The following is a 23,221-nucleotide window of genomic DNA, read 5'->3' as shown; positions in this document are numbered from 1 at the left end:
CCTCTCCCCCTAGGGAGAGGTGTCGCTCCGCGTTTCGGGCACCTCTTCACCTCTCCCTTCGGGGGAGAGGTCGGCCGAAGGCCGGGTGAGGCGGCCTTGGCCTAAACCCTCACCCCAAAAGCTTGGGGTCCACCAGCGCGCCCTTGTGGCCGATCACTACCCCGGCCACCCGGTGCGCATTTTCGGCAGCTTCGGCGATCGACTTGCCCATCAGCCGCGCCGAAAGATAGCCGCCATTAAAGCTGTCGCCGGCCCCGGTGGCATCCACCACGCTTTTGGCCGGCGGCGGGGCCATTTTCACCCGCTCGTGGGCCGTGGCGATCAGCGCCTCGTTGGAGCCGTCCTTGACCACCACTTCCTCGACGCCCAGCTCGAGATAGCGCTCGGCCGTCTCCTCCACCGATTTGTCGCCAAAGAGCGGGGCTTCGTCCGAATGGGTGGGCAGGACGATATCGCAAAGGCTTGCCGCCGCCGTCAGCACCGAGGCCATCACCCGCTCGCTCGACCACAGCGCAGGCCGCAGATTGGTGTCGAAGGCGATTTTCGCGCCTTTGTCGCGCGCCTTGACGATGGCGCCGAGCAGGCGCCCGCGCGCCTTGGGCGCGAGGATGGCGAGGGTGATGCCGGAGAAATAGACCAGGCTCGCACCCTCCACGGCCTTGCCCAGCGCCTCCTTATCGTCGGCTAATAGCTTGGCCGCAGAATTGTCGCGCCAGTATGTAAAATGCCGGTCGCCCTTGTCCTGATGGATCATGTAAAGACCCGGACGACGGCTCGGAATGGTCTGGATATGGTCGGTGCCGATGCCATTGGTATCGAGAAAGGCGCGGATATCGTCCGAATAGCGGTCCGAACCCAGCGCTGTGGCATAGTCGACGGCAAAATCCTTGCTGAGCAGGGCGCGTAGATACCAGGCTGTGTTCAGCGTATCGCCGGCATAGCCCAGCCGATAATTGCGGTCCTCGCCGCCGCTCATTTCGATCATGCATTCGCCAATGCTGACGATCCGCTTGCCGGCCATTGCGCTTCCTCCAGTCCCACAAAAGGCTTATGCCGGGCTTGACCCTTTTGAGGCAAGCCCCGACACAGGAGCCTGAATAGGCGCGCACTATCTTCCATACAAGTTGGAAAATCTCTATGCTGCGCCCAAATAGCCTTTCCCGGAGACTACCTTGACCGACGCGCGCCTCAGCCCCGCCACTCTCGCCACCCTCAAGGCCGGCACCAAAGTGCCCAATTATGACCGGTCGGCGGTGTCGCCTGGCATCGTCCATCTGGGCATCGGCGCCTTTCACCGTGCGCATATGGCCGTTTATGTCGACGATCTCCTCGCCGAAGACCCGAGCTGGGGCATTGTGGGGGCGAGCCTTCGCCGTCCCGACACCAAGGACGCTCTCGCCCCGCAGGACGGGCTGTATACCATCGCCGTGCGCGACGCCTCCGGCACCCATCCGCGGGTGATCGGCTCGATCCTTTCGGTCATGGATGCCAATTCTGAGCGTGAAGAGCTGCTGGCGCTGATGGCCAGCCCCGCCATCCGCATTGTCTCGCTGACCGTGACGGAAAAGGGGTATTGCCACGATCCGGCAACCGGCGAGCTCGATGAGCGCCACCCGGACATCGTCCACGATCTCGCCAATCCCACCACGCCAAAATCGGCCCCCGGCATGCTGGTCGAAGCCCTCGCCCGTCGCAAGGCGGCCGGGATCGCCCCCTTCACGGTGATGAGCTGCGACAATCTCCCCTCCAATGGCGAGACGGCCAAGCGCATCGTGACCCGCTTTGCCGCCCTGCGCGAGGCCGATCTCGGCGCCTGGGTCAAGGATGTGGCCTTCCCCTCGACCATGGTTGATCGCATCGTCCCCTCGACCACCGATGCTGACCGGGCTGAAGTCACGGGCCTCATCGGCGCCGAAGACGCCTGGCCGATCATGACCGAGCCCTTCACCAAATGGGTGATCGAGGATCATTTCCCCGCCGGTCGTCCGGCGTTTGAGAAGGTCGGCGCCCAGCTGGTGAAAAATGTCGAGCCGTTCGAATTGATGAAGCTCAGAATGCTCAACGGTTCGCACTCGACCATGGCCTATCTCGGCTATCTCGGTGGCTATGAGTATATTTCCGAGGTCATGGGCGACCCTGCCTATGTCAAACTCATCCATGGCCTGATGACCGAAGAGGCAATGCCGACGCTCGACATGCCCGGCACCGATCTCGGGGCCTATCGTGACGAACTGCTCGAGCGCTTCCGCAATCCGGCCCTCAAGCACCGCACCTGGCAGATCGCCATGGACGGTTCGCAGAAACTGCCGCAGCGCCTGCTCGGTACTATTCGCGACCGCCTCAAAGCCGGCCAGCCGATCACCCGCCTGTCTCTAGGTGTCGCCGCCTGGATGCGCTATGTCACCGGCATTGCCGAGGACGGTAGCGAGATCGACGTCCGGGATCCGCACGCCCTCAAAATGCTCGCCATCGCCACCGATGCCGGCGACGATCCGGAGGCCCTCTTCGACGGCCTTGCTGCCCTCACCGAAGTGTTCGGCACCGACCTTGCCGAGAATTCCAACTTCCGCACGGTCGTCGCCGAGCACCTTGAAAACCTCTTCGATGAAGGCGCGCGCGGCACGGTCGAAGATCTGGTCGGCTAATCGCCATCGCCCCCTACCGATCCTCTCCCGCAGCGCCTAGAATGCGCTGCGTGGACGAGGGAGGACTATAGTGATGCCGATTTATGCGCTGGACGGGATTGCGCCCGAGATCGACCCGAAGGCCGGGTTCATCGCGCCCACGGCCGTGCTGGTGGGGGATATTGTGGTGGGCCCCGAGGCCGGCGTCTGGTTTGGCGTGGTGATGCGCGGCGACAATGAGCGGATCACCATCGGCGCGCGCTCCAATGTGCAGGAAAACTGCGTGCTGCACACCGATATGGGTTTTCCGCTCACCATCGGCGAAAACTGCACTATCGGGCATAGCGCCATTCTTCACGGCTGCACAATCGGCGACAACTCGCTGATCGGCATGGGCGCCACCGTGCTCAATGGCGCCAAAATCGGAAAGAACTGCCTGATCGGCGCCAATGCGCTGGTCACCGAGGGCAAGGAAATTCCCGATAATTCGCTGGTTGTCGGCGCGCCGGGAAAGATCATCCGCACGCTGGGTCCGGACTCGGCCGAAAGGCTGGCCGTCTCGGCCGAGGGCTATGTGCGCAACGCACGCCGCTTTGCCGCCGGCATGGTGGAAGTGCCACGCCGGGTGGATTTCGATCCGGCCTGAGCCGGCACAACACTAGAGCACGTCGGTGGCGGAGATGCCCCGGCGTGGATCGCGCATGACGCGGATCTTGTGGCAATCATTATTGCCGTGCTTGCGACGCGGATCGGCGCGATCCACCAGCTCGATGCGGCGCCGGTCCGGCCCGAAATACTTGGCGGTTTTCACATAGATCAGCGGATGGTTCAGCTGGGCTGCCAGCTTACCGCTCATGTCCTCGACCGGGTCGGAGAGGAACAGGACCTCGTCAAACCCCATCTCGGTCAGCTGCACGAGCTGGTGGCGCGGGCCACTGGGGACGAGGCACACCACCGGCGCAAAGCGGCGCATGGGATTGTTGGTGGAGCGGATCGCCTGCAGCAGGCGCTGCTTTTGCGCGTCGGGCAGGGCGCCATGCACAAGAAAGAAGATGATCTTGTCGGCCGGGATCGAGGCGATCTCGGCATCGCGGACGGCTGTCTTGAAGCCCAGCCGGTGGCAGAGCTGAAGGGTGGCGTCGGTATTGGCTGTGCTGGGGGAAAACACCAAGGCAGAGCATTCACTCAGGGCGGTCGTGTCCGTGGCGGCGATCAATTTGCAACTCTACAACTAATGATCCGACGCTCAGAATATTTGTAAAATCCTAATTTCAGGTAATTTTAAGAACGAGTATTTATCAGTCTGTTCAATTTGATGTGTTGGGTCGGTTTGTTTGCTTGAGCTGAATGGCGTAAATCAAATAGTTGTCGGGACAGGAAAAAATCTGGATTAGATCGGGGCTTTGCCGCGCGCTGCGCTTTTGGTGGCGCCGGCGATGACTTACCGCGACAGCAGGGCGCGGTTTCGATCCATCCACGCAGCGCTGCGGGCCCGCCAAGCGAGCGCCCAGAGGGGCGTTGGATCGGTGCTGTCGGGGACGATCCGCGCTTCGATCGCCTCGTTCGCGGTGTCGTGCAGCGCCAGCCGGATCATTGTGTCGACAAGCTGGGCCCGTCGGCTCTGCCCAAGGCCATATCCATCGGCGATGGCCCGAAAATGCCTGGCGCGGATTTCGGCTGTCGCGAGGCCGAGGCGCTCTTCGAGGTCGTCATCAAAGAGATGCGCGTTGAGCCAGCACAATTGCGCCAGCTCGACCATGGGGTCGACCGGGCCGGCCTGCTCCCAATCGATGAAGGCAATGGGGCTGCCGGATTGGGCCAAAATATTCCAGTCGCCGAGATCGCAGTGACCGATGAGGCGGACGCTATCGCCCAGCGTCCTGCCGAACCAGTCTCGCCAGATGGCATTCGGCGGCGGCTTAAACCGTCGGGTGAGGTCGTGAAATTCGGCCAGCATTTGCCCAAGGAGAAAGTGCGAACCCTCCGGCCAGGGCCCAGGATGCGGCGACGCGCCGGCAACGAAGGTCAGGGTTTCCCGGCCGGTGTCATCAAAACCCGTCCCAACAACGCGCGGCGCGCCTGAAAAACCTTCTGCCTCGAGAAAGCGCAACAGCGCATGAACTGCGGGCGCCCAAGGACCTGTCTGGCGATGCACGACCGCCCGATCCGCGAAACCGCCGTGCGACCGCCGCCAGTCAGAACTTCTTCGGTATCGATGGTCACCGCAAAACTCCCATCCGGGCATTGTGCCTGCGGACGGGCCGGGTGTCATTGGGCTTGTTTGGTCGAGGGGCGATGAGTGCCGGCCACGTCCCCTGCGCCAGCTGGGCGAGGACGAGTGGCTGCGGGTGGCGCTGAGCTACCCCTCAAATTCGACTTCGGCGACACGATCATTCGCCGCCGGCTAAGTGCAATGGCGCAGACGTGGAAGTGGGCGGGGATAAGTTGTGGCCGGCCTAGCCCACCTCAGATCACATCCGATTAACTTCAATAGAAAGCGATTTACAGAAAAGCTGTTCCTGAATAGCCTGAAAATAGTGTTGGGGGATGCGATTTCGTTTAGGGAAGAAGTTGCTGATCTAGCAAAGAGAGCAATAAGTGCGCAAGCAATTGCGCAAACCGAAGAGGCGACGAAAAACGCTATTGTGATGCCGTTTTTACGGGTTTTAGGGTTGAGACTCAATCATAGCCAGTACGCAACTGCTGCTGCGAGCATGACGGCAGATAGATAATTCCGAGCGAGCTTGTCGTACCGTGTGGCGACGCGGCGGAAATCCTTGAGGCGGCAGAACATGGCCTCAACGCGCCAGCGGTCCTTGTAGCGTTTCTCATCGTATCGGATTTTGCGCTTGCGGTTCTTGCGGCCGGGGATCACCGGGATGGTGTTTTGACTTCGAAGAGTGGAGCGAAGACGGTTGGCATCATAGCCCCGGTCCGCGATAATCCTCTTCATACCCGTTGTGTGGGCGATGAGCAGATCTGCTCCCTTCATGTCCGAGGCATTGCCGGGTGTCAGGACGAGGCAGAGTGGTCTGCCGATAACGTCGACAAGCGCATGGACCTTGGTGGTCCGGCCACCACGCGAGATGCCAATGGCATTGGCTCGCGCCCCCCTTTTCCCCCACCTGCACAACGATGGGCCTTGATATAGCTGCTGTCGATCTGGGCGGTCTCGGCAATCCAGCCCTGTTCGGTCAGAGCCGCAAGAATGCGTGCCCATATACCGCGGCGGCTCCAACGGTTCCAACGATTGTAGATGGTGGTCGAAGGACCATACTCGCCAGGGCAATCAGCCCAGCGCCCGCCGCATTTGAGCATGTGAATGATCCCCGAAATCACCCGCCGGTCATCAACCCGTCGGGCTCCAGGCTGGTTCTTGGGAAGGTGGGGCTCAATGGCCACCCAGGCTTCGTCACTCAACCAAAACAGTCTGCTCATCAATGCCTCCGGCTTATCCGAAGCCAGAGAATCTGATTTGCAGCCCCTATTCAACAACCTGATTGGGTTTGGACCCTAGGGTTTGACGTTTTCGACCCGACCCAAGTCATTCCTGAATATGTTGCTGACGTTGGTCTCAAGAAGGGAGAGAAAATCGATTACGCCGCGAAAATCGGCGATCGGATAGAATATCTGGTTGAAGCTAAGTCTGTGTCCGTAAGCTTGCGTGATGCTCAGTACAGCCAGCTGTTCCGATATTTTCACACCTGTTATGCGAATATCGGAATTCTAACCAACGGTCTTCAGATCTGGTTTTTCACGGATTTAGAAGCGCCTAACAAGATGGACGCGACGCCCTTCTTCAAGTTTGACCTCTTAGCTTACGATGAGAACGACCTGAAGGAGCTAGAAAAATTCCACAAGGCCAGCTTCTCCATCGAAAACATCAAATCGGCGGCCTCGACGCTGAAGTATCTACGCGGCGCGATTGCGTTTATTGAGAAACAATGGGCAGAACCGGACGAGGCGTTCGTTCGGATGGTCGCAAAGGACTTCTACGAAGGCCAGTTGCGTATGCCAGTTGTGGAATCTCTGAAGCCGATTGTGCGGAGAGCATTCTCCGATTTATTCCGACAACGCGCGAAACATAAAATCGACGTCGCTTTCGATGGCGGCGCCGAGGAAGCGATCCCTGCCGTGGACGATAAGAAAATCGAGACGACGGAAGAAGAGCTTCAGGGCTTCATGATTGTACGAGCCATTGCAGCCGAGGTTGCTCCAGTTTCACGCATAACTTTACGCGACGCACAATCCTATTGCGCGATCCTGTTTGACGACAATAACCGCAAGCCAATTGTGCGCCTGCACTTTAATGAGAAAATGAAATTCGTAACCATGTTTGGCGCTGACAAGGACGGCGCACGGCATGAACTTGACAGCGTTGAAGACATTTACCGGTTGGCCAAGAACATCAAAGATGTGGTTAGGACCTATGCGAACTGATCGCGGTTGGGCTCTTAGGCATCGCTCTCTGTGTCAATGCGCCTCGTCCCAATTCTTAGCCGCATGCGCATCCACCTGGATCGGCACGGTTAAGCGCACGGCCGGTTCCGCTGCTGTTTCCATGACCCGCTTAATAACCGGGATGGCCTGATCTTCGGTGCCTTCGGGGACCTCAAAAATCAGTTCGTCATGCACCTGTAAGAGCATGTCGGCGTCGATGCCGGCCTTTTGCAGCTCGGGCTCCATGCGGATCATGGCGCGGCGGATGATGTCGGCGGCAGAACCCTGGATCGGGGCGTTGATGGAGGCGCGTTCGACAAAGCTGCGCTCGGACGGATTGCCCGAATTGGCATTGGGGAACTGGATCTTTCGGCCAAAGATCGTGGTGACATGGCCCTCGGCCTTCACCCGCATTTTCTGGGCATCCATATAGTCCTTGATGCCCGGGAAGCGCTCGAAATAGGTCTTGATATAGTCCCCCGCCTCGCCGCGGGCGATGCCGAGCTGGTTGGCGAGACCAAAGGCGGAAATGCCATAGATGATGCCGAAATTGATCGCCTTGGCGCGGCGGCGCACTTCGCTCGGCATGTCCTTGACCGGGACATTGAACATTTCGCTCGCCGTCATGGCGTGAATGTCGAGACCTTCCTCGAACGCGTCCTTGAGCGCCTGGATATCGGCGATATGGGCGAGAACGCGCAGCTCGATCTGCGAATAGTCGGCCGAGATCAGCACCTTGCCCGGCGCGGCCACGAAGGCGGCGCGGATTTTTCGGCCGTCGGCGGTGCGGACCGGAATGTTTTGGAGGTTCGGCTCGTTGGACGAGAGGCGCCCGGTGAGCACGCTCGCCTGCTGGTAGGAGGTGTGCACCCGGCCGGTGCGCTGGTTGATATAGCTGGGCAGCGCATCGGTATAGGTGCCCTTGAGCTTGGTCAGCTGCCGCCAGTCGACAATGGTGCGCGCCAGCGGCACGCCCTTGAGGGCGAGGTCTTCGAGCACATCGGCGCCGGTCGACCAGGCGCCGGTCTTGGTCTTGGTGCCGCCCTCGATCTGCATTTTTTCAAAGAGGATTTCGCCGAGCTGTTTGGGCGAGCCGAGATTGAAGCTCTGGCCGGCAAGCTCATGCGCCTCGGCCTCGAAGGCGGCGGCGCGCTGGGCAAAATCACCCGAGAGGCGGGCGAGGATCTGCCGGTCGACAGTGATCCCGCGCGCTTCCATACGGGCGAGCACCGGGGCGAGCGGGCGCTCCAGCGTTTCATAGAGCGTGGTGGCGTTTTCGGCCGACAGGCGCGGCTTCAGCACATGCCAGAGCCGCAGGGTAATGTCGGCGTCCTCGGCGCCATAGCGGGCGGCCTCGGGGATTTCGAGCTGGTCGAAGGTCTTCTGGTTCTTGCCGGTGCCGGCAAGGGCGGTGAAGGTGATGGTCTTGTGGTCGAGCCAATGATCGGCCAGCACGTCGAGGCCGTTATAGCGCGGGCCATCGAGTGCATAGGAGATGAGCATGGTGTCATCGATCGGCGCCATGGCGATGCCGTAGCGCGCAAAGATCTCGACGTCATATTTGGTGTTCTGGCCGATCTTGAGGATCGAGCGCGCCTCGAGAACGGGCTTGAGGGCATCGAGCACATCGCGGATGGGCAGCTGGCCTTCGACCAGCCCGCCGCCGGACAAAAGGTCGCCGGCCTTGGCGTGGCCAACCGGGATATAGGCGCCTTCGCCGATCTGGGTGGAGAGACAGACGCCGACGAGATCGGCCGATTGCGGATCGAGTCCGGTGGTTTCGGTGTCGATGGCGACATGCCCGACATCGACGATCTTTGCCACCCAGGCCGCGAGCTGCTCAGGCGTGGTGATCGTTTCGTAGGCTTCGTAATTGACGGGAATGGCCTTTACGCGCGCATGCTCTTCTGCGGCGAGACGCGCCGGGCCAGTGCCGGGCACGACATTGGCGGCGAGCTTGGCCTTGGCCACGGAGAGCGTCGTCGACTTGAGCGAGGCGGGAGCCGAGGCGCCACCGGCGCGCAGATCGGGGTCGGCTTCAAAGTCGTCGGGATTGGCGTCGAGCAGGCCGGCGAGGCGCTTGGTGATGGTGGCAAATTCCATCGCCTTGAGGAACGGGAACAGCGCCGACGGGCTCATCGGCTGGCGCACGAGCCCGTCGAGGTCGAGCTCGACCGGCACGGCGCGTTCGAGCGTCACCAGCGTCTTGGAAATCCGGGCGAGATCGGCATTGTCGATCAGCTTCTGCCGGCGGGCAGGCTGCTTGATCTCGCCGGCGCGCTCGAGCAGGGTTTCGAGATCGCCATAGGTATTGATGAGTTCGGCCGCGGTTTTGACGCCAATGCCGGGCACGCCGGGGACATTGTCGACGCTGTCGCCACAGAGCGCCTGCACGTCCACGACCTTGTCCGGGGAAACGCCGAATTTGGCGAACACTTCATCCGGGCCGATCCAGCGCAGCGGCGGCTGGCCGGGGCGGGGAATGGTGTCGAGCAGGCGGATCGAGCCATCGGGCTCGACGAGCTGCATCAGATCCTTGTCTGATGAGGCGATGGTCACTTTCATGCCGGCATCGCGCGCCATGCAGGCATAGGTGGCCATGATGTCGTCGGCTTCCCAGCCCTCCATTTCAATGGAGGGAATGGAGAAGGCGCGCGTCGCTGAGCGGGTGAGGGGGAATTGCGGCACCAGCTCCTCGGGCGCCGGCGGGCGCTGGGCCTTGTATTGCGGGTAGATGTCGTCGCGGAAGGTCTTGCCCTTGGCGTCGAAAATGACCGCCATATGGGTTGGGGCATCATCGCCGTCCATGTCCTGCGTCAGCTTGAACAGCATGTTGCAGAACCCCTGGACACTTCCCACCGGCAGTCCGTCGGACTTGCGGTTGAGCGGCGGCAGGGCGTGGAAGGCGCGGAAGATATAACCCGAGCCATCAACGAGCAGCAGATGCATGACGATTCCCCTTTGTAAGCGGCCGCAACTCTAATGGCTCGGGAACAAAAGCGGTACCTCATTTTTGCGCCAGACCGGACATCCTACCGGGAGAAATACGGAGGCGTTGGCAACCTCCGACCCGCCAGAGCGTTGAATGCATTCGTATATTGTCGTGGAGGCGTGGCCATGGAGATTTTCCGCAGGGCTGAAGAGTTGCACTGGAACCAGCTCAAGATGCAGGAACAACTGGTCATGCTGGCCATGACGGGCGGGCCGCAAAAGCATGTGGAATGGCGCGTACAGCGGACGCTTTGCTACCATCGTCTGGCTGAAATAACGCTGCATGGGCTCCGGCTGACCTGGCAGGGCCGCCAGGTGATGGCCAGGCGCCACGGCTTGCCGACGGTGGTCGGGCAGGGGCCGAGCCAGTCCGAGCCGATGTATCTCGAAAGCTGAAATCTTCTGGCGACAGACCATAAGAAAAGGGCGCCACTGGCGCCCTTGTTCATTTCCGGTGCTGAGGAGGCCTCAGCGCTTGCGCTTGTCGAGCTGGTGATAGGCGCGACGCGAGTGGAACTCGCAGTATGGGCCGGTCTCCAGGCTGTGCTGGCCGCAGAAATAAAAATCCTTGGTCAGCGGATCGCCGATTGGCCACTTGCAGGTGTGTTCATTGAGCTGAAGCAGCGACAGGCGCTTGTGCTCGGGAATAAACAGCTCGGCAGCGGCAGGCGCCACATACATTTCGGTCTCGATCTGGGGGCTGACGGCGAGAGCCGTTGCGCCCATGACCTGGGGACGGGAAATGGTCGTCTGCGGGCGCGGCTTTGCAGCTGCTGCCATCGGGCTGACGCCCGCCGAAACCGAGGGGCTGGCCGGGCGGCGCGGCGCGGGACGCGCTGCGGGCCGTGCCCGGGGCGTGGTATTGGTCGGCTTGGCTCGTGCCGACAGCTTGAGGCGGTGAACCTTGCCGATCACGGCATTGCGGGTCACGCCTTCGCCGAGTTCGCCGGCGATCTGGCTGGCGCTGAGGCCTTCCATCCAGAGCTTCTTCAAAAGCTCGACGCGATCGTCGGTCCAGCCAGCCGGCTGCGTTCCTGAAACCATTGTCAAAATAGAATCCTCTATTGTGCCGCCAAAGTGGGCTTGGCAGCCTTTACGACTCTACAGCTCGTATGCTGAGCGGGTCCGCCGCACGAAATATCGTGTCCCCCGACAGGATTGAGACTACGCCATCGGGGGAATCGGGATCAAGAGTCGGGGGCGAATTTCCCCGTTTATTCATTGGTTAAAATCGTCTTAACAATCCTTGAGTCAAATCAGAGACTTGGCGCGAGTGCGTTGACTTGGCAGACCGAATTCGCCTAATTCTCGTGGCCAAACGCGCGTCCGAACCGGCGCGTTTTTGGTTTTTGTGGCAGCTTTGCCACGGTTGGTGCCCTGCGGGGTCGCCGCGTGCAAAAAAACGGTTGAGAAAAGGAAACGTCCCATGTCTGCGCTCTATGGCACATACGCTCGGTCTGAACTCGCCTTTGAGCGGGGCGAGGGCATGCGCCTTTATGACCAGCAGGGCCGAGACTATCTCGACTTTCATTCCGGCATCGCGGTGAACGCCTTGGGCCATGGCGACCCGCATCTGGTGAGCGCCCTCAAGGCTGCTGCCGAAAAGGTCTGGCACACCTCCAACGTCTTCTCCATTCCCGAGCAGGAACGGCTGGGCCAGCGGCTGGTCGATGCGACCTTTGCCGACAAGGTGTTCTTCACCAATTCGGGCGCCGAGGCGCTTGAGTGCGCCATCAAGACGGCGCGCCACTACGCCTTCTCCAAGGGCCAGCCGGATCGCTACGAGATCATCGCCTTCACCGGCGCCTTCCACGGCCGTACGCTCGGCACCATCGCTGCCGGAGGCAACCCCAGCTACATCGAAGGCTTCGGCCCGGCTGTTGCCGGCTTCAAGCATACTGCGCCGGGCGATCTCGAGGCCGTCAAGGCGCTCGTCGGGGCGCAGACCTGCGCCATCCTGATCGAGCCCGTGCAGGGCGAAGGCGGCGTGACCGCCATGAGCAATGAATTTTTGCAGGGCCTGCGCCAGATCTGCGACGAGAACGACCTCGTCCTGATCTTTGACGAAGTCCAGTGCGGTTTCGGCCGGACCGGTCGCTTCTTTGCCCATGAATGGTCGGGTGTGACCCCGGACATCGTCGCCGTGGCCAAGGCCATTGGTGGCGGCTTCCCGCTGGGCGCCTGCCTTGCCACCGAGGCTGTCGCAGCCTCCATGGTGCCGGGTACCCATGGCTCCACCTATGGCGGCAATCCGATGGCCTGCGCCGTCGGCAATGCCGTGCTCGATCGCATCCTGGCGCCGGGCTTCCTCGACCAGGTCAACACCATGGGCCAGCGTCTCGCCTGGCATCTGGGCCAGCTGGCGCAGAAATATCCGGACTATGTGCTCGAGCTGCGCGGCAAGGGTCTCCTTGCCGGCATCAAGATCACCCCGCCCGTGCGCGATTTCGTCGGTCGCCTGCGCGATGATCACCGGCTGCTGACCATCGGCGCCGGCGACAATGTGCTGCGCCTCCTGCCGCCGCTGATCGTGACCGAAGCCGACATCGAAGAGGCCATGGCCAAGCTCGGTGCCGCTTTTGACGCCATCGAGGCGGAAACCGCAGCCACGCCATCGGCCAGCTGATGATCCTGACCTTCTATCATTTTGGCCGCCGCCGAGGACGCTGACATGTTTTGTTAGCCGCCTGTAAACCATACAGGCGGCACAGCTACACCCTTGCATTATGCGTCAAAAAGGAACCCGGCCTATGAACACGACCGGCACCCCCAGGCATTTTCTCTCGATCGACGACTTTTCCTATGAAGAGCTGCGCGGCATGCTCAACCAGGCCTACGCCCTCAAGGAGCGGCTCAAGGATGGTGATCGCCCGCAGCTTTTGAAAGACAAAGTCCTGGCCATGATTTTCGAGCGCCAGTCGACCCGTACCCGCGTCAGCTTCGATGTCGGCATGCGCCAGCTCGGCGGCGAAACCATCATGCTCTCCGGCCAGGAGATGCAGCTCAGCCGCGAGGAAACCCTCGCCGACACCGCCAAGGTCATGAGCCGCTATGTTGATGCCATCATGATCCGCATCCTCAGCCACGCCGATCTGCTCGAGCTGGCCGAAGCGGCCACCGTGCCCGTGATCAATGGCCTGACGCGCCGCGCCCATCCCTGCCAGATCATGGCTGATCTCATGACCTTTGAAGAGCATCGCGGCGATATCCGCGGCGCCAAGGTCGCCTGGGTCGGGGACAGCAATAATGTGCTCCATTCCTGGGTCAACGCAGCCGAGCTCTTCGAATGCGAGCTGACCATCGCCGTTCCGGATGAATACAGCCCGGAAAAAGACCTGATGCAGGACATTCGTCGCGCTGGCGACAAGGTGCGCCTCATTGAAGATCCACGCGAAGCCGTCGAAGGCGCCGACCTCGTCATCACCGACACCTGGGTGTCGATGGGTGACGTCGATGCCGCCGAGCGCCGTCGGGTCTTGAAACCCTACCAGGTGAACACCAATTTGATGTCCTTGGCGAACAAGGATGCCCTGTTCATGCACTGCCTGCCCGCCCACCGTGGCGATGAGGTGACCGACGAAGTGATCGACGGTCCCCAGTCGGTAGTGTTCGACGAGGCCGAAAATCGCCTGCATGCCCAGAAAGCAGTATTGTGCTGGGCCTTCGGGGTCGCGACGAACTAGGCGCTTGTCACTCAAGCGCAGCTGTTCCTGATCAAGCCATGCCATCCCCGCGAAAGCGGGGATCTCTTCTTTAGCCAGAGGAGATCCCGCCGCGCGGGAAGGGTGAGGGCGCTGGTCGGGTAGCGCGTTGCGGCCGGGAGGCGTAGCCTCAAGGAAAGTTTTGCCTCTCATGACGACGGATGCCACGACCATGACCGAAAACCTGCTCAGTGCCATGGGCCTGGATCGCCCGGAAACCGGCGATGACGCCGTGGTGCCCTTTACGCTCGAAAAACTCGACACACGCGGCCGTTCCGTGCGTCTGGGGCCCGCCCTCGACGCTATCCTGTCGCGCCATGATTACCCCGTTCCGGTCGCGCGCCTGCTTGGTGAAGCCGTGGTGCTCGCCTCGCTCATCGGCTCGTCGCTGAAGTTCGAGGGCCGCTTTATCCTCCAGACCCAGACCGATGGTCCGGTCAATCTCATCGTCGTCGACTTTGAGGCACCCGATGGCATTCGCGGCTATGCCCGCTTTGACCGTGACCTGCTGCTCAAGGCTGCCGAAGAGGGCCGCACCAGTGCGCCCGAGCTGCTGGGCAAGGGCCATCTGGCCATGACCATCGATCAGGGCCAGCACACCGAGCGCTACCAAGGTATCGTTGCGCTCGACGGCAATGGTTTTGAGGAAGTGGCTCATACCTACTTCCTTCAGTCCGAGCAGATCCCCACCCAGGTGCGGATCGCCGTGGCGCAGATGACCACCAAGGGTGACCATCGTCCGCGCTGGCGCGCTGGTGGCTTGCTGATCCAGCACCTGCCCCAGAGCGGCATACCGGTGCATACCGACTTGCCGGGCGACGGCAATTTCGACAACAGCGATACGGCCAATCCGGACGGCTGGAACGAAGCCCGCGCCATGCTGGCGACGGTCGAAGATCTGGAACTGGCGGATCCCGAAGTCTCGCCCGAGCGCCTGTTGTTCCGGCTCTATCACGAAACCGGCGTGCGGGTGTTCCCGCCGGCCGGCCTTGAGGAGCGCTGCACCTGTTCGGTCGACCGGATCGAGGACATGCTGGCCAACAGCTTCACCGACGAAGAACGCGAAGACATGGCTGTGGACGGTGAGATCGAAGTGGTCTGTGAGTTCTGCTCGACAGCCTATCGGTTTAACCCACACCAATTTCACGCCAAGAACTGATCTGGCTGAGTAGGATTTCGGGCGTGTTGGGGACGTGTCTAAAACTATGTTAATGCAATGATGCTGGACGGCGCAGTAGGGATAGATTATCCCGGCTGCGCCGTTCTTCGTTTAGACGTGCAGGCGTTTTTCGCTGGCTGAGATTGCTCAGCAATCGAATTTACAGGCGATCTGCACGGGTGATGGAAATCAGTGGTGGCGGAGCGATACGAGACTTTTGTATTGCTTGCTGAAGCCTCTGAAGACTGTTTTGTGAAGTCGACGTTGGAATGAGCAGTGCCGCGGGGCGGCGTGTATTTTACTCAAGCGTCGATTGAATTGGATCCTGTTGTTTATGGGGGCATCTACAACTTGAATTCTGAACGAATGGCAAGCATCGAGGCGTTGCAGCGCCAGGATACGGCCGAAGGTGTTCGGAAGGTCTTGCAAAAGGCGCTTGAGCGGTACGGCTTTCACCGCTTCGTCATCTCCGGACTTCCCGACAGTGCAAAAGATATCCGAGAGTATGTCATGCTCTCCGGCTGGGACGACGAGTGGCTGGGGCGCTATACCGAGCGCGACTACTTTTCGGTCGACCCCTTGGTCCGACACTGCTTTACCACGACACTGCCGTTCGACTGGTCGAGTGCCCGCTACGATCCCGAAAGGGATGTCGGCACGCACAGGATGATGCAGGACGCCAAGGAATTCGGCATGTCTGATGGCATCTGCGTGCCCTTCCATATGGATGGCGGCATGCAGGCAGCAATGTCGATGAAAGGCGATCCCAAGGCCATCAGCCCGTCCGAACGGCTCGAATTGCATATGCTGACGGTCTATGCGCTCGGACAATTGCGCTTTCTCAATACGTTCTCGCAGGAGGGCCTGGCTCAGCGCACCATCACGCCGCGTGAGGCCGAAATGCTCAAATGGGCAGCCATGGGCAAGACGGCCGGCGAGATCGCCGAGATCACCGGCACCAGCGTGCGCACAGTCAACCAGCACTGCGAAAATGCCCAGCGGCGGCTCGGGACCCGAAATCGATTGCAGACCGTGGTCGAGGCAATGCGCCGTAACCTAATCACTTTGTGATACGCACTACCTCCAAAGCGCTTCGATATTGGGATTTCTGCCAATTTCCGACTTGTGGTAGGCTGTGGCTAATAGGGCAGGCAGTGCGGGGGGCGGTGCTATGCAGGTCGAGATCATCCGCATGCCGGCGGATCCAAAACGACAGCGCTTGCTTGAAGAGAATTTTCGCCTGCGTCATCAGGTCCGAATTGACCAAGAGGGCTGGCAGGCGGCCAATATGCCGGACGGGCAGGTAGTCGACGAGTTCGACGCACCAGGCTCAGTTCATATCCTCATTATCGAGGGGGGCGAAATGGTGGGAGGATCCCGCCTCACTCCCCTTGATCGACCTAACTTGCTGCAGACAGCCTATTCCGGGCTTGTGCAAGGAGAATTCCCCGACCATCCTTCGCTTGGGGCCGATTGGACACATTACTACGTGCTTCCTAATCGACGTGAAGGTGGCCGGCGCACTCCGGAGTCTGCAGCCCTTTTCTCTGCGGTGATGGAGCATGCCCTCGATGAAGGGTATCGCTTCCTCACCTTTGTCGTGCCCCTGGCGTTCATCGAATGCTGCGCGTCAGTGGGCTGGCGAATAACCCCGCTCGGCGCGCCGCTGATGCTGGGCGGGCGCCCCAGCGTGGCAGCCTGGATCGCTGTTAACGAAACCGCCCTCTTCAATGCGCGCCTGGCTGGCGGGGTGGTGGATGAGCCCGCCCCCTCCGGCGCCTGGGGGCCTGATAGCGTCCCACCCTCCCGCTTCATTCATTAGCTGCAACAGCGATGGTCTCGGCGTCTCGGCTTATGCAGGCGATCATGGGACCCGACGGGAATGAAGAAGAGGCGCGCCGCCTTTTGCGCGCGGCCGAGGCCTCGGGCGCGGATGCCCTGTTCCATATGGCGGTCGAGCGCGGTCTTGGCATGGATGTGGTCCTGCGCCGCGCCGCCCATTTTCTCGGCTTTGCCTATTTCGATGTGATCGCCGACACCGGCGAGGCACTCTCGCCGGCCCGTCCTGAACTGCTCGCCGATATCCGTGTGGTCCGGGTGAAAACCATTGACCGCATGGTGACCTACGCCGCGCCAGACTTTGCCGGGCTTCTCAACCTCCACGCCGCCGCCCTTGCCGACGAAACCCTGTTCCGGCGCGTCTGTATCGTGCCCCATGCGGCCATGAAGCAATATCTGGCTCGCGCCGCTTCCGAGGTGCTGATCACCGGCGCGCGCCAGAACCTGACTGTCAAATGGCCCCACGCGGTGGCCGGGCTCGAACTCGGCAAGCCCATTCGGTATGGCTTCGCGCTCGCCCTGCTGGGGCTGGTGGCCGGTCTGCTTGCCTTGCCCTTTATTGACGCCGCCTGGCCTCTGGCGCTGTGGATGCCCGTCATGCTGCTGCCAACGCTGCTGCGGCTGGCGGCACTGATGATGCCCGATCCGGTGCCCCAGCCCGGCACCGCGCCCGATGAGCATCCGTCCGACATGCCCATCTATTCGGTGCTCGTGCCGCTGCGCGACGAGGCCGACATGGTCAATCAGCTTTGTCTTGCCCTCAATCGTATCGACTACCCCGCCCACAGGCTCGACATCATCTTTGTCGTCGAAGCCCGCTCCCCGGAAACCTTGGCGGCCGTCAGCCAGAACCTCGACAATCCGCGCTTCTGCCTGCTCGAGGTCCCCCATGCCCTGCCGCTGACCAAGCCTAAGGCGCTCGACTTCGCCCTGCCGTTCTGTCGCGGGGAGTTTGTCGTCGTCTTCGATGCGGAGGATCGGCCTGAGCCGGACCAGCTGCGCCGCGTGCTGCGCCATTTTCGTCGCGCCCCGAACCTGCACTGCATCCAGGCGCGGCTTGTGATCGCCAATGGACGAAAGGGCGTCTTCCCGGCGCTCTTTGCTGGCGAATACGCCGGATTGTTCTCGGTGTTCCTGCCGGCGCTCGCCCGCTGGGGCGTGGTCATGCCGCTCGGCGGCACCTCCAACCATTTTCGCCTCTCGAGCCTGCGCGCCATCGGTGGCTGGGACGCCTATAATGTTACCGAGGATGCCGATCTCGGCGTGCGCCTGGCGCGGCGTCGCCTCGCCTGCGGCACCAGCACGGCGGTGACCTGGGAAGATGCGCCGGAAACCTTTCCGACCTGGGTCGGTCAACGGGCGCGCTGGATGAAGGGCTGGATGCAGACCTTTCTCGTCCACAACCGTCATCCGCGCGAATTGCTCGGCGATCTGGGCTGGCGGCGCCTCGTGGCATTCGAGCTGATCGTCATCAGCATGGTGCTCGGCCCGCTCCTGCACACCGGCTTTTTGATCCTTGCCATGGTGCAGCTGGCTTATGGCGGTCTGGTGCTGCCGCGCATCGGCCTTTGGGCGCTGTGCTGCGTCGGCGTCATGGCCCTCGGCTATTGCGTGGCCATCGCGACAGCCATTGTCGGACTGCGGCGCACCCGCCAGACTGAACTGGTCGCGGCGCAATTTCTGTTGCCGGTCTATTGGCTGCTGATCGCCTGGGCGACCCTGCGGGCCCTGCGCGACCTTGTCTTCCGGCCCTTCCACTGGATCAAGACCCGCCACAGCCCCGCGACGGTTGCTGCGCCACCTCCGCAACTCTCCGCGCCAGAAAGCACTGTCCGCCCTTGAAAAGACATGACCATCTGTAGTTTCTGGGAGGCAGGAGGCCAAGCATGCGACGTTTCTTAGCCGGCATCGGGGGGCTCGGGCTTGCGGTCACGCTGAGCCAGTTTCCCGAATATGCCCAGCAATACACCCAGCGCCTGGGCGGCGCGGTCGATGAATTGCGCATCGTCACCGAGGAATTCGACCAGGCGGCGATGGCGGGTGGCCTCGACCGGCAGACGGCGCTGGCGCGCTACAACGCCTCGAACGACGAATTCCTCGCCGGGCGCGGCAGCTCGATGACCGCCACCTTCCAGCGCTATGACATGCTGCGCACAACTCTCGAGCGCATCGAGAACGCCGGTCCGGTGGAGCGGCTGCAGGCGCTGCCGGCCTATCTCGACACCGACATCGGCCGCCGTACGCTCGAGAATTACAAGCCAGCCGTTCCCGTCACCATGGAGGGCATTCTCTATGCCGGTGGCGGCTTTGTCCTGGGCTATCTGGTGCTGTCCGGCCTCGTGCGCTTCTTCATGCTGCCGTTCCAGCGGCGGCGCTACGCCTACCCGCGACGTTCATAGGATATAAACATTTCTTTATATGCCATGTTGATCGCGACGGGCCGCTTGCGTATAGGAAAGGCAACGAAGAAACCCTCCGGAGCAGACCCATGACCAGCAGCCCGACCGATTATGCGGTCCGAGACATTTCCCTCGCCGAATTTGGCCGCAAGGAAATCCAGATCGCCGAAATCGAAATGCCCGGCCTGATGGCAATCCGCGAAGAATACGCCGCCGCCCAGCCGCTCAAGGGCGCGCGCATCGCCGGCTCGTTGCACATGACCATCCAGACCGCCGTTCTCATCGAGACGCTGGTGGCCCTGGGCGCCGAAGTGCGCTGGGTCAGCTGCAACATCTTCTCGACCCAGGATCACGCTGCCGCTGCCATCGCTGCCGCCGGTGTCCCGGTGTTCGCCCACAAGGGCGAGACGCTGGAAGAATATTGGGAATTTACCGACCGCATGATGGACTGGGGCAATGGCCTCACCCCCAACATGATCCTCGATGATGGCGGCGACGCCACCATGTACATCCTCAACGGCGCCAAGGCCGAAAAGGACATCTCCGTTCTGGCCAAGCCGGGCAATGAAGAAGAAGAAATCTTCTTTGCCACGATCAAACGTCGTCTGGAAAAGAGCCCCGGCTTCTTCACCGCCATCCGCGATGCGATCCGCGGCGTTTCGGAAGAAACCACCACGGGCGTGATGCGCCTCTATCAGCTGCACGCCAAGGGCGAGCTGCCGTTCCCGGCGATCAACGTCAATGACTCGGTCACCAAGTCCAAGTTCGACAACAAGTACGGCACCCGTGAATCGCTCGTCGACGCCATCCGTCGCGGCACCGACGTGATGCTGGCCGGCAAGGTCGCCATCGTCTGCGGCTTTGGCGACGTGGGCAAGGGTTCGGCTGAATCCCTGCGTGGCGCCGGCGCCCGCGTGCTGGTCACCGAAGTCGATCCGATCTGCGCGCTTCAGGCCGCCATGGAAGGCTTTGAGGTCGTCACCCTCGAGGACGCCGCGCATCGCGCCGACATCGTCGTTACCGCCACCGGCAATCGTGACGTGCTGATGGTCGATGACATGCGCAATCTCAAGGACATGGCCATCGTCTGCAACATCGGTCATTTCGACAATGAGATCGACGTGCTGGGTCTGCGCAATTTCAAGTGGACCAACATCAAGCCGCAGGTCGACATGATCGAGCAGCCAAATGGCAAGCGCCTGATCCTGCTTTCCGAAGGGCGCCTCGTGAACCTTGGCAATGCCACCGGCCACCCGAGCTTTGTGATGTCGGCATCCTTTGCCAACCAGACGCTGGCCCAGATCGAACTCTGGACCAAGGGCGAAAGCCTCGAAAAGAAGGTCCATGTTCTGCCCAAGCACCTCGACGAAAAGGTCGCCGAACTGCATCTGGCCAAGCTGGGCGCCAAGCTCACCAAGCTGACCAAGACCCAGGCCGACTACATCGGCGTGCCGCAGAACGGCCCGTTCAAGTCTGGCGAATATCGCTACTGATCTCTCAGGGATCAATTCCTCCCAAATGGGCTGTGTCGAAAGGCGCAGCCCATTTTTTATGCAGAGGTATGCGTGTGCCGCATATGTCGCATCCCTTTGATCGGTAAAGCGTTTATCGAAGTTTTTACTGTACCCCTCCCATAAGCGCTGACGGATGCGGTTGGACGGCCGAATCCAGGTGCGGGGGCACTAGTAATGGCTGATCAGCCCACGTCGGCCTCTGCCGATGCGGCGTCGTCCGAATGGTCCCTCCCCGATTTGCCGCATTCCTGCGGCCCACCAATCACCACACCAGAAGGTGTGAAGGGGACAGAATGTTTAACTTAAAGATTTCCAGCAGGATTTATCTGCTCGTGGGCCTGATGGTCCTGGCGCTCGCCGTCACCGCTTGGATCGGCGTGCACCAGGTCAACACCACCCGGGACGAATTGCGCGGTGTCGAACTGCAGGCCATTACCGAGGCTGCAGCGTCGATCGTCAACGGGCAGTATGAGCGGTTCGAGCGCGGCGAACAGACCGAAGCCGAGGCGCGCCAGAATGCGCTCGCAGCGCTGCAGGACCTGCGCTATCGCGGCAATGAATACATGTTCGTCAACGATCTCACCGGCATCGTGCTGATGCATGGCACCCAGCCGGACCTGATCGGCATGGACCAGGCCAATATGGCTGACCCGACTGGCAAGAAGTTCGTCGCCAGCATGATCGAGATCGCCAAGGCCCATGGTGCAGGCTTCGACGAATATCGCTGGACGCGAGCCGGTGGGACCGAGGCCATCGAGAAGCGCGCCTATGTAACGCTGTTCGAGCCCTGGGGCTGGGTGCTGGGCACCGGCGTCTATATCGACGACCTGCGCAATGCCGCCCGTGACAGCATGATCCAGATGGCCGGCCTCGCCCTGGTCATTGCCCTCATCGTTTCCGGCGTCGCCTTCCTCATCGCCCGAACCATCACTGCCCCGATCGGTCGCCTGACCGGCCTGATGGGCAAGGTGGCCGAGGGGCAGTTCGACGTTGCCGTCAGCGATGTCGGCCGCAAGGACGAAGTGGGCGCCATGGCGCGCGCGGTGGAAGTGTTCCGCGAAAACGGCCTCAAGGTCGCCCAGATGACTGAGGCGGAAGCCGCCCGTATCATCGCCGACCAGGAAGCGCGCCAGGATATGATGGCAGCGCTCCAGCAGGCCTTCGGCCAGGTCGTCGATGCGGCTGTCGATGGTGATTTCTCGCGCCGCGTCTCGGCCGAGTTCCCCGACGCTGAACTCAACACCCTGGCCAAGTCGGTCAACAATCTCGTCGAGAGCGTTGATCGCGGAATCTCCGAGACCCAGGAAGTACTTGGTGCGCTTGCCAACACCGATCTGACCCGGCGCATGGAAGGCGATTATCGCGGTGCCTTTGGTCGTCTGCAGGACGACACCAATGCGGTGGCCGACAAGCTGACCGAGATCGTCACTCAGCTGCGCGGCACCTCAGGTGCGCTGAAGTCGGCAACCCGCGAAATCCTCTCGGGCGCCAATGACCTGTCCGAACGCACCACGCGTCAGGCGGCAACCATCGAGGAAACCTCCGCTTCGATGGAACAGCTGGCCCAGACAGTTGGCGAGAATGCCCGCAAGGCCGCTGATGCCAGCGACAAGGCCCAGGCCGTGTCTCGCTCGGCCGAAGAGGGCGGCGAAGTCATGGCCCAGGCCAACAAAGCCATGGAGCGCATCACCGATAGCTCGGCGAAAATCTCCAACATCATCGGCATGATCGACGACATCGCCTTCCAGACCAATCTTCTGGCGCTCAACGCCTCGGTGGAAGCGGCGCGCGCCGGTGAAGCCGGCAAGGGCTTTGCCGTGGTTGCCGTGGAAGTGCGTCGTCTCGCCCAGTCCTCGGCGGAAGCCTCTTCCGAGATCAAGGGCCTCATCGAGCAGAGCGTGCGCGAAGTGGATTCCGGCTCCAAGCTTGTCGCCTCGGCGGCCGGCAAGCTGTCCAACATGCTGGACTCGCTGCGTGCCAACACCAGCCTTCTCGATGAAATCGCCCGCGCCAGCCGCGAACAGGCCTCGTCCATAGACGAAGTCAACACGGCGGTGCGCCAGATGGACGAGATGACCCAGCACAATGCGGCCCTCGTCGAGGAGGTCAACGCCTCCATCGAGCAGACCGAGGCCCAGGCCAGCGAACTTGATCTCGTCGTCGACGTGTTCACGCTCGACGCCAGCGGGGCCGCCCGCATGGAAGTTGCCGCCAAGCCAGCGCCGGCCAAAAAGCCCGGTCCGGTGCGCGCTATCCAGCAGAAGGCCAAGGCCGCAGCCGCCTACCTCACCCAGGGCAATGCAGCGATCAAGCAGGACTGGTCCGAGTTCTGATCGAGATCACGTCTTTCGGCATGATCATGCCCCTTCCCCAGCCGGGGGAGGGGCTTTTTTGTCCCCGGACAGTGCGCTGGATCGTTCAATCTTCGGGCGGCAATGGTGCGCCGGCGTTCGCGCGAAGTGTTTCTGCTTCGTTCCCGGTCAAGGCATTCATTAACACTTTGCCCGCAAAGCACAGCCAAAAGCACTCTTTTGCACGATTCATCGCGAAGCTA

At 61.5% G+C, this 23,221-nt stretch carries 19 protein-coding genes; 13 read left to right on the top strand and 6 right to left on the bottom strand.

Features of this window, described 5'->3' with window-relative positions; translation table 11 throughout:
* Positions 1-109 precede the first annotated feature (109 nt).
* Positions 110-1,021 carry a sugar kinase gene (locus NYQ88_RS19670; RefSeq protein ID WP_275652755.1) on the bottom strand — a complete coding sequence of 304 codons (912 nt, stop codon included), beginning with the start codon at positions 1,019-1,021 and terminating at the stop codon, positions 110-112.
* Positions 1,022-1,172: 151 nt separating this feature from the next.
* Here NYQ88_RS19670 and NYQ88_RS19665 point away from each other — a divergent pair, with 151 nt between their 5' ends.
* A complete protein-coding gene (locus NYQ88_RS19665; protein ID WP_275652754.1) occupies positions 1,173-2,645 on the top strand; it encodes a mannitol dehydrogenase family protein in 1,473 nt (490 codons plus the stop codon).
* Between the two features lie 73 nt (positions 2,646-2,718).
* Positions 2,719-3,270, top strand: coding sequence for a gamma carbonic anhydrase family protein (locus tag NYQ88_RS19660; RefSeq protein WP_275654963.1), 552 nt, complete (start codon positions 2,719-2,721; stop codon positions 3,268-3,270).
* 12 nt (positions 3,271-3,282) lie between these two features.
* Here NYQ88_RS19660 and NYQ88_RS19655 read toward each other — a convergent pair whose 3' ends face one another.
* From NYQ88_RS19655 to NYQ88_RS19645, 3 genes are all read right to left on the bottom strand, one after another.
* Positions 3,283-3,840: a hypothetical protein gene (locus NYQ88_RS19655; protein ID WP_275652753.1), complete on the bottom strand. Its 558-nt coding sequence runs from the start codon at positions 3,838-3,840 to the stop codon at positions 3,283-3,285.
* A 225-nt stretch (positions 3,841-4,065) separates the two neighbouring features.
* Complete coding sequence (locus tag NYQ88_RS19650; RefSeq protein WP_275652752.1) at positions 4,066-4,779, bottom strand: phosphotransferase; 714 nt, start codon at positions 4,777-4,779, stop codon at positions 4,066-4,068.
* Positions 4,780-5,307: 528 nt separating this feature from the next.
* A protein-coding gene (locus NYQ88_RS19645; protein ID WP_275651448.1) for an IS5 family transposase occupies positions 5,308-6,062 on the bottom strand; the annotation gives its coding sequence in 2 pieces (ribosomal slippage) (positions 5,308-5,732 and positions 5,732-6,062; 756 coding nt in all).
* A 342-nt stretch (positions 6,063-6,404) separates the two neighbouring features.
* On the opposite strand from NYQ88_RS19645, the gene NYQ88_RS19640 reads away from it, so the two are divergent.
* Positions 6,405-7,064 (top strand): hypothetical protein, encoded by a 660-nt coding sequence (locus NYQ88_RS19640; protein WP_275652751.1) that lies wholly within the window; start codon positions 6,405-6,407, stop codon positions 7,062-7,064.
* Between the two features lie 33 nt (positions 7,065-7,097).
* On the opposite strand, the gene polA is transcribed toward NYQ88_RS19640, so the two are convergent.
* The gene (polA, locus tag NYQ88_RS19635; protein WP_275652750.1) at positions 7,098-10,013 is read right to left on the bottom strand and encodes a DNA polymerase I; all 2,916 of its coding nucleotides are present in this window, start codon (positions 10,011-10,013) and stop codon (positions 7,098-7,100) included.
* 168 nt (positions 10,014-10,181) lie between these two features.
* Here polA and NYQ88_RS19630 point away from each other — a divergent pair, with 168 nt between their 5' ends.
* The gene (locus tag NYQ88_RS19630) at positions 10,182-10,451 is read left to right on the top strand and encodes a hypothetical protein (RefSeq protein ID WP_275652749.1); all 270 of its coding nucleotides are present in this window, start codon (positions 10,182-10,184) and stop codon (positions 10,449-10,451) included.
* Positions 10,452-10,523: 72 nt separating this feature from the next.
* On the opposite strand, the gene NYQ88_RS19625 is transcribed toward NYQ88_RS19630, so the two are convergent.
* Positions 10,524-11,099 carry a GcrA family cell cycle regulator gene (locus NYQ88_RS19625; protein WP_275652748.1) on the bottom strand — a complete coding sequence of 192 codons (576 nt, stop codon included), beginning with the start codon at positions 11,097-11,099 and terminating at the stop codon, positions 10,524-10,526.
* A gap of 382 nt (positions 11,100-11,481) precedes the next feature.
* Between NYQ88_RS19625 and NYQ88_RS19620 the strand changes: the two genes are divergently transcribed.
* The 9 genes from NYQ88_RS19620 to NYQ88_RS19580 all read left to right on the top strand — a co-directional run bounded on the left by NYQ88_RS19620 (position 11,482) and on the right by NYQ88_RS19580 (position 23,000).
* The gene (locus tag NYQ88_RS19620) at positions 11,482-12,681 is read left to right on the top strand and encodes an aspartate aminotransferase family protein (protein WP_275652747.1); all 1,200 of its coding nucleotides are present in this window, start codon (positions 11,482-11,484) and stop codon (positions 12,679-12,681) included.
* A gap of 124 nt (positions 12,682-12,805) precedes the next feature.
* Positions 12,806-13,738, top strand: a complete 933-nt coding sequence (gene argF, locus NYQ88_RS19615) for an ornithine carbamoyltransferase (protein ID WP_275652746.1) — start codon at positions 12,806-12,808, stop codon at positions 13,736-13,738.
* Positions 13,739-13,898: 160 nt separating this feature from the next.
* Positions 13,899-14,915 (top strand): Hsp33 family molecular chaperone, encoded by a 1,017-nt coding sequence (locus NYQ88_RS19610; protein WP_345774602.1) that lies wholly within the window; start codon positions 13,899-13,901, stop codon positions 14,913-14,915.
* 276 nt (positions 14,916-15,191) lie between these two features.
* Positions 15,192-15,986: a LuxR family transcriptional regulator gene (locus NYQ88_RS19605; RefSeq protein WP_275652744.1), complete on the top strand. Its 795-nt coding sequence runs from the start codon at positions 15,192-15,194 to the stop codon at positions 15,984-15,986.
* A 100-nt stretch (positions 15,987-16,086) separates the two neighbouring features.
* Positions 16,087-16,737, top strand: coding sequence for an acyl-homoserine-lactone synthase (locus tag NYQ88_RS19600; protein ID WP_275652743.1), 651 nt, complete (start codon positions 16,087-16,089; stop codon positions 16,735-16,737).
* Between the two features lie 44 nt (positions 16,738-16,781).
* On the top strand, positions 16,782-18,596 hold the full coding sequence (locus NYQ88_RS19595; RefSeq protein WP_275652742.1) for a glycosyltransferase: 1,815 nt from the start codon (positions 16,782-16,784) through the stop codon (positions 18,594-18,596).
* Positions 18,597-18,640: 44 nt separating this feature from the next.
* On the top strand, positions 18,641-19,153 hold the full coding sequence (locus tag NYQ88_RS19590) for a DUF2937 family protein (protein WP_275652741.1): 513 nt from the start codon (positions 18,641-18,643) through the stop codon (positions 19,151-19,153).
* Positions 19,154-19,242: 89 nt separating this feature from the next.
* The gene (ahcY, locus tag NYQ88_RS19585) at positions 19,243-20,646 is read left to right on the top strand and encodes an adenosylhomocysteinase (protein ID WP_275652740.1); all 1,404 of its coding nucleotides are present in this window, start codon (positions 19,243-19,245) and stop codon (positions 20,644-20,646) included.
* A gap of 314 nt (positions 20,647-20,960) precedes the next feature.
* Entirely contained in the window at positions 20,961-23,000 is a 2,040-nt protein-coding gene (locus NYQ88_RS19580) for a methyl-accepting chemotaxis protein (RefSeq protein ID WP_275652739.1), read from the top strand.
* The last annotated feature ends 221 nt before the right edge of the window (positions 23,001-23,221 follow it).

It is taken from the genome of Devosia sp. SD17-2, assembly GCF_029201565.1.
Taxonomy (GTDB): Bacteria; Pseudomonadota; Alphaproteobacteria; order Rhizobiales; family Devosiaceae; genus Devosia.
Note: the sequence above shows the minus strand (reverse complement) of the source record. Positions and strands in the feature narration are given on the sequence as shown.

What these genes read in the sequence shown, in the direction of transcription:
- NYQ88_RS19670 (WP_275652755.1), bottom strand. Translation starts at nt 1,021, where the DNA reads ATGGCCGGCAAGCGGATCGTCAGCATTGGCGAATGCATGATCGAAATG.
- argF (WP_275652746.1), top strand. Translation starts at nt 12,806, where the DNA reads ATGAACACGACCGGCACCCCCAGGCATTTTCTCTCGATCGACGACTTT.
- NYQ88_RS19630 (WP_275652749.1), top strand. Translation starts at nt 10,182, where the DNA reads ATGGAGATTTTCCGCAGGGCTGAAGAGTTGCACTGGAACCAGCTCAAG.
- NYQ88_RS19660 (WP_275654963.1), top strand. Translation starts at nt 2,719, where the DNA reads ATGCCGATTTATGCGCTGGACGGGATTGCGCCCGAGATCGACCCGAAG.
- NYQ88_RS19640 (WP_275652751.1), top strand. Translation starts at nt 6,405, where the DNA reads ATGGACGCGACGCCCTTCTTCAAGTTTGACCTCTTAGCTTACGATGAG.
- NYQ88_RS19625 (WP_275652748.1), bottom strand. Translation starts at nt 11,099, where the DNA reads ATGGTTTCAGGAACGCAGCCGGCTGGCTGGACCGACGATCGCGTCGAG.
- NYQ88_RS19580 (WP_275652739.1), top strand. Translation starts at nt 20,961, where the DNA reads ATGTTTAACTTAAAGATTTCCAGCAGGATTTATCTGCTCGTGGGCCTG.
- NYQ88_RS19600 (WP_275652743.1), top strand. Translation starts at nt 16,087, where the DNA reads ATGCAGGTCGAGATCATCCGCATGCCGGCGGATCCAAAACGACAGCGC.
- ahcY (WP_275652740.1), top strand. Translation starts at nt 19,243, where the DNA reads ATGACCAGCAGCCCGACCGATTATGCGGTCCGAGACATTTCCCTCGCC.
- NYQ88_RS19590 (WP_275652741.1), top strand. Translation starts at nt 18,641, where the DNA reads ATGCGACGTTTCTTAGCCGGCATCGGGGGGCTCGGGCTTGCGGTCACG.
- NYQ88_RS19595 (WP_275652742.1), top strand. Translation starts at nt 16,782, where the DNA reads ATGGGACCCGACGGGAATGAAGAAGAGGCGCGCCGCCTTTTGCGCGCG.
- polA (WP_275652750.1), bottom strand. Translation starts at nt 10,013, where the DNA reads ATGCATCTGCTGCTCGTTGATGGCTCGGGTTATATCTTCCGCGCCTTC.
- NYQ88_RS19620 (WP_275652747.1), top strand. Translation starts at nt 11,482, where the DNA reads ATGTCTGCGCTCTATGGCACATACGCTCGGTCTGAACTCGCCTTTGAG.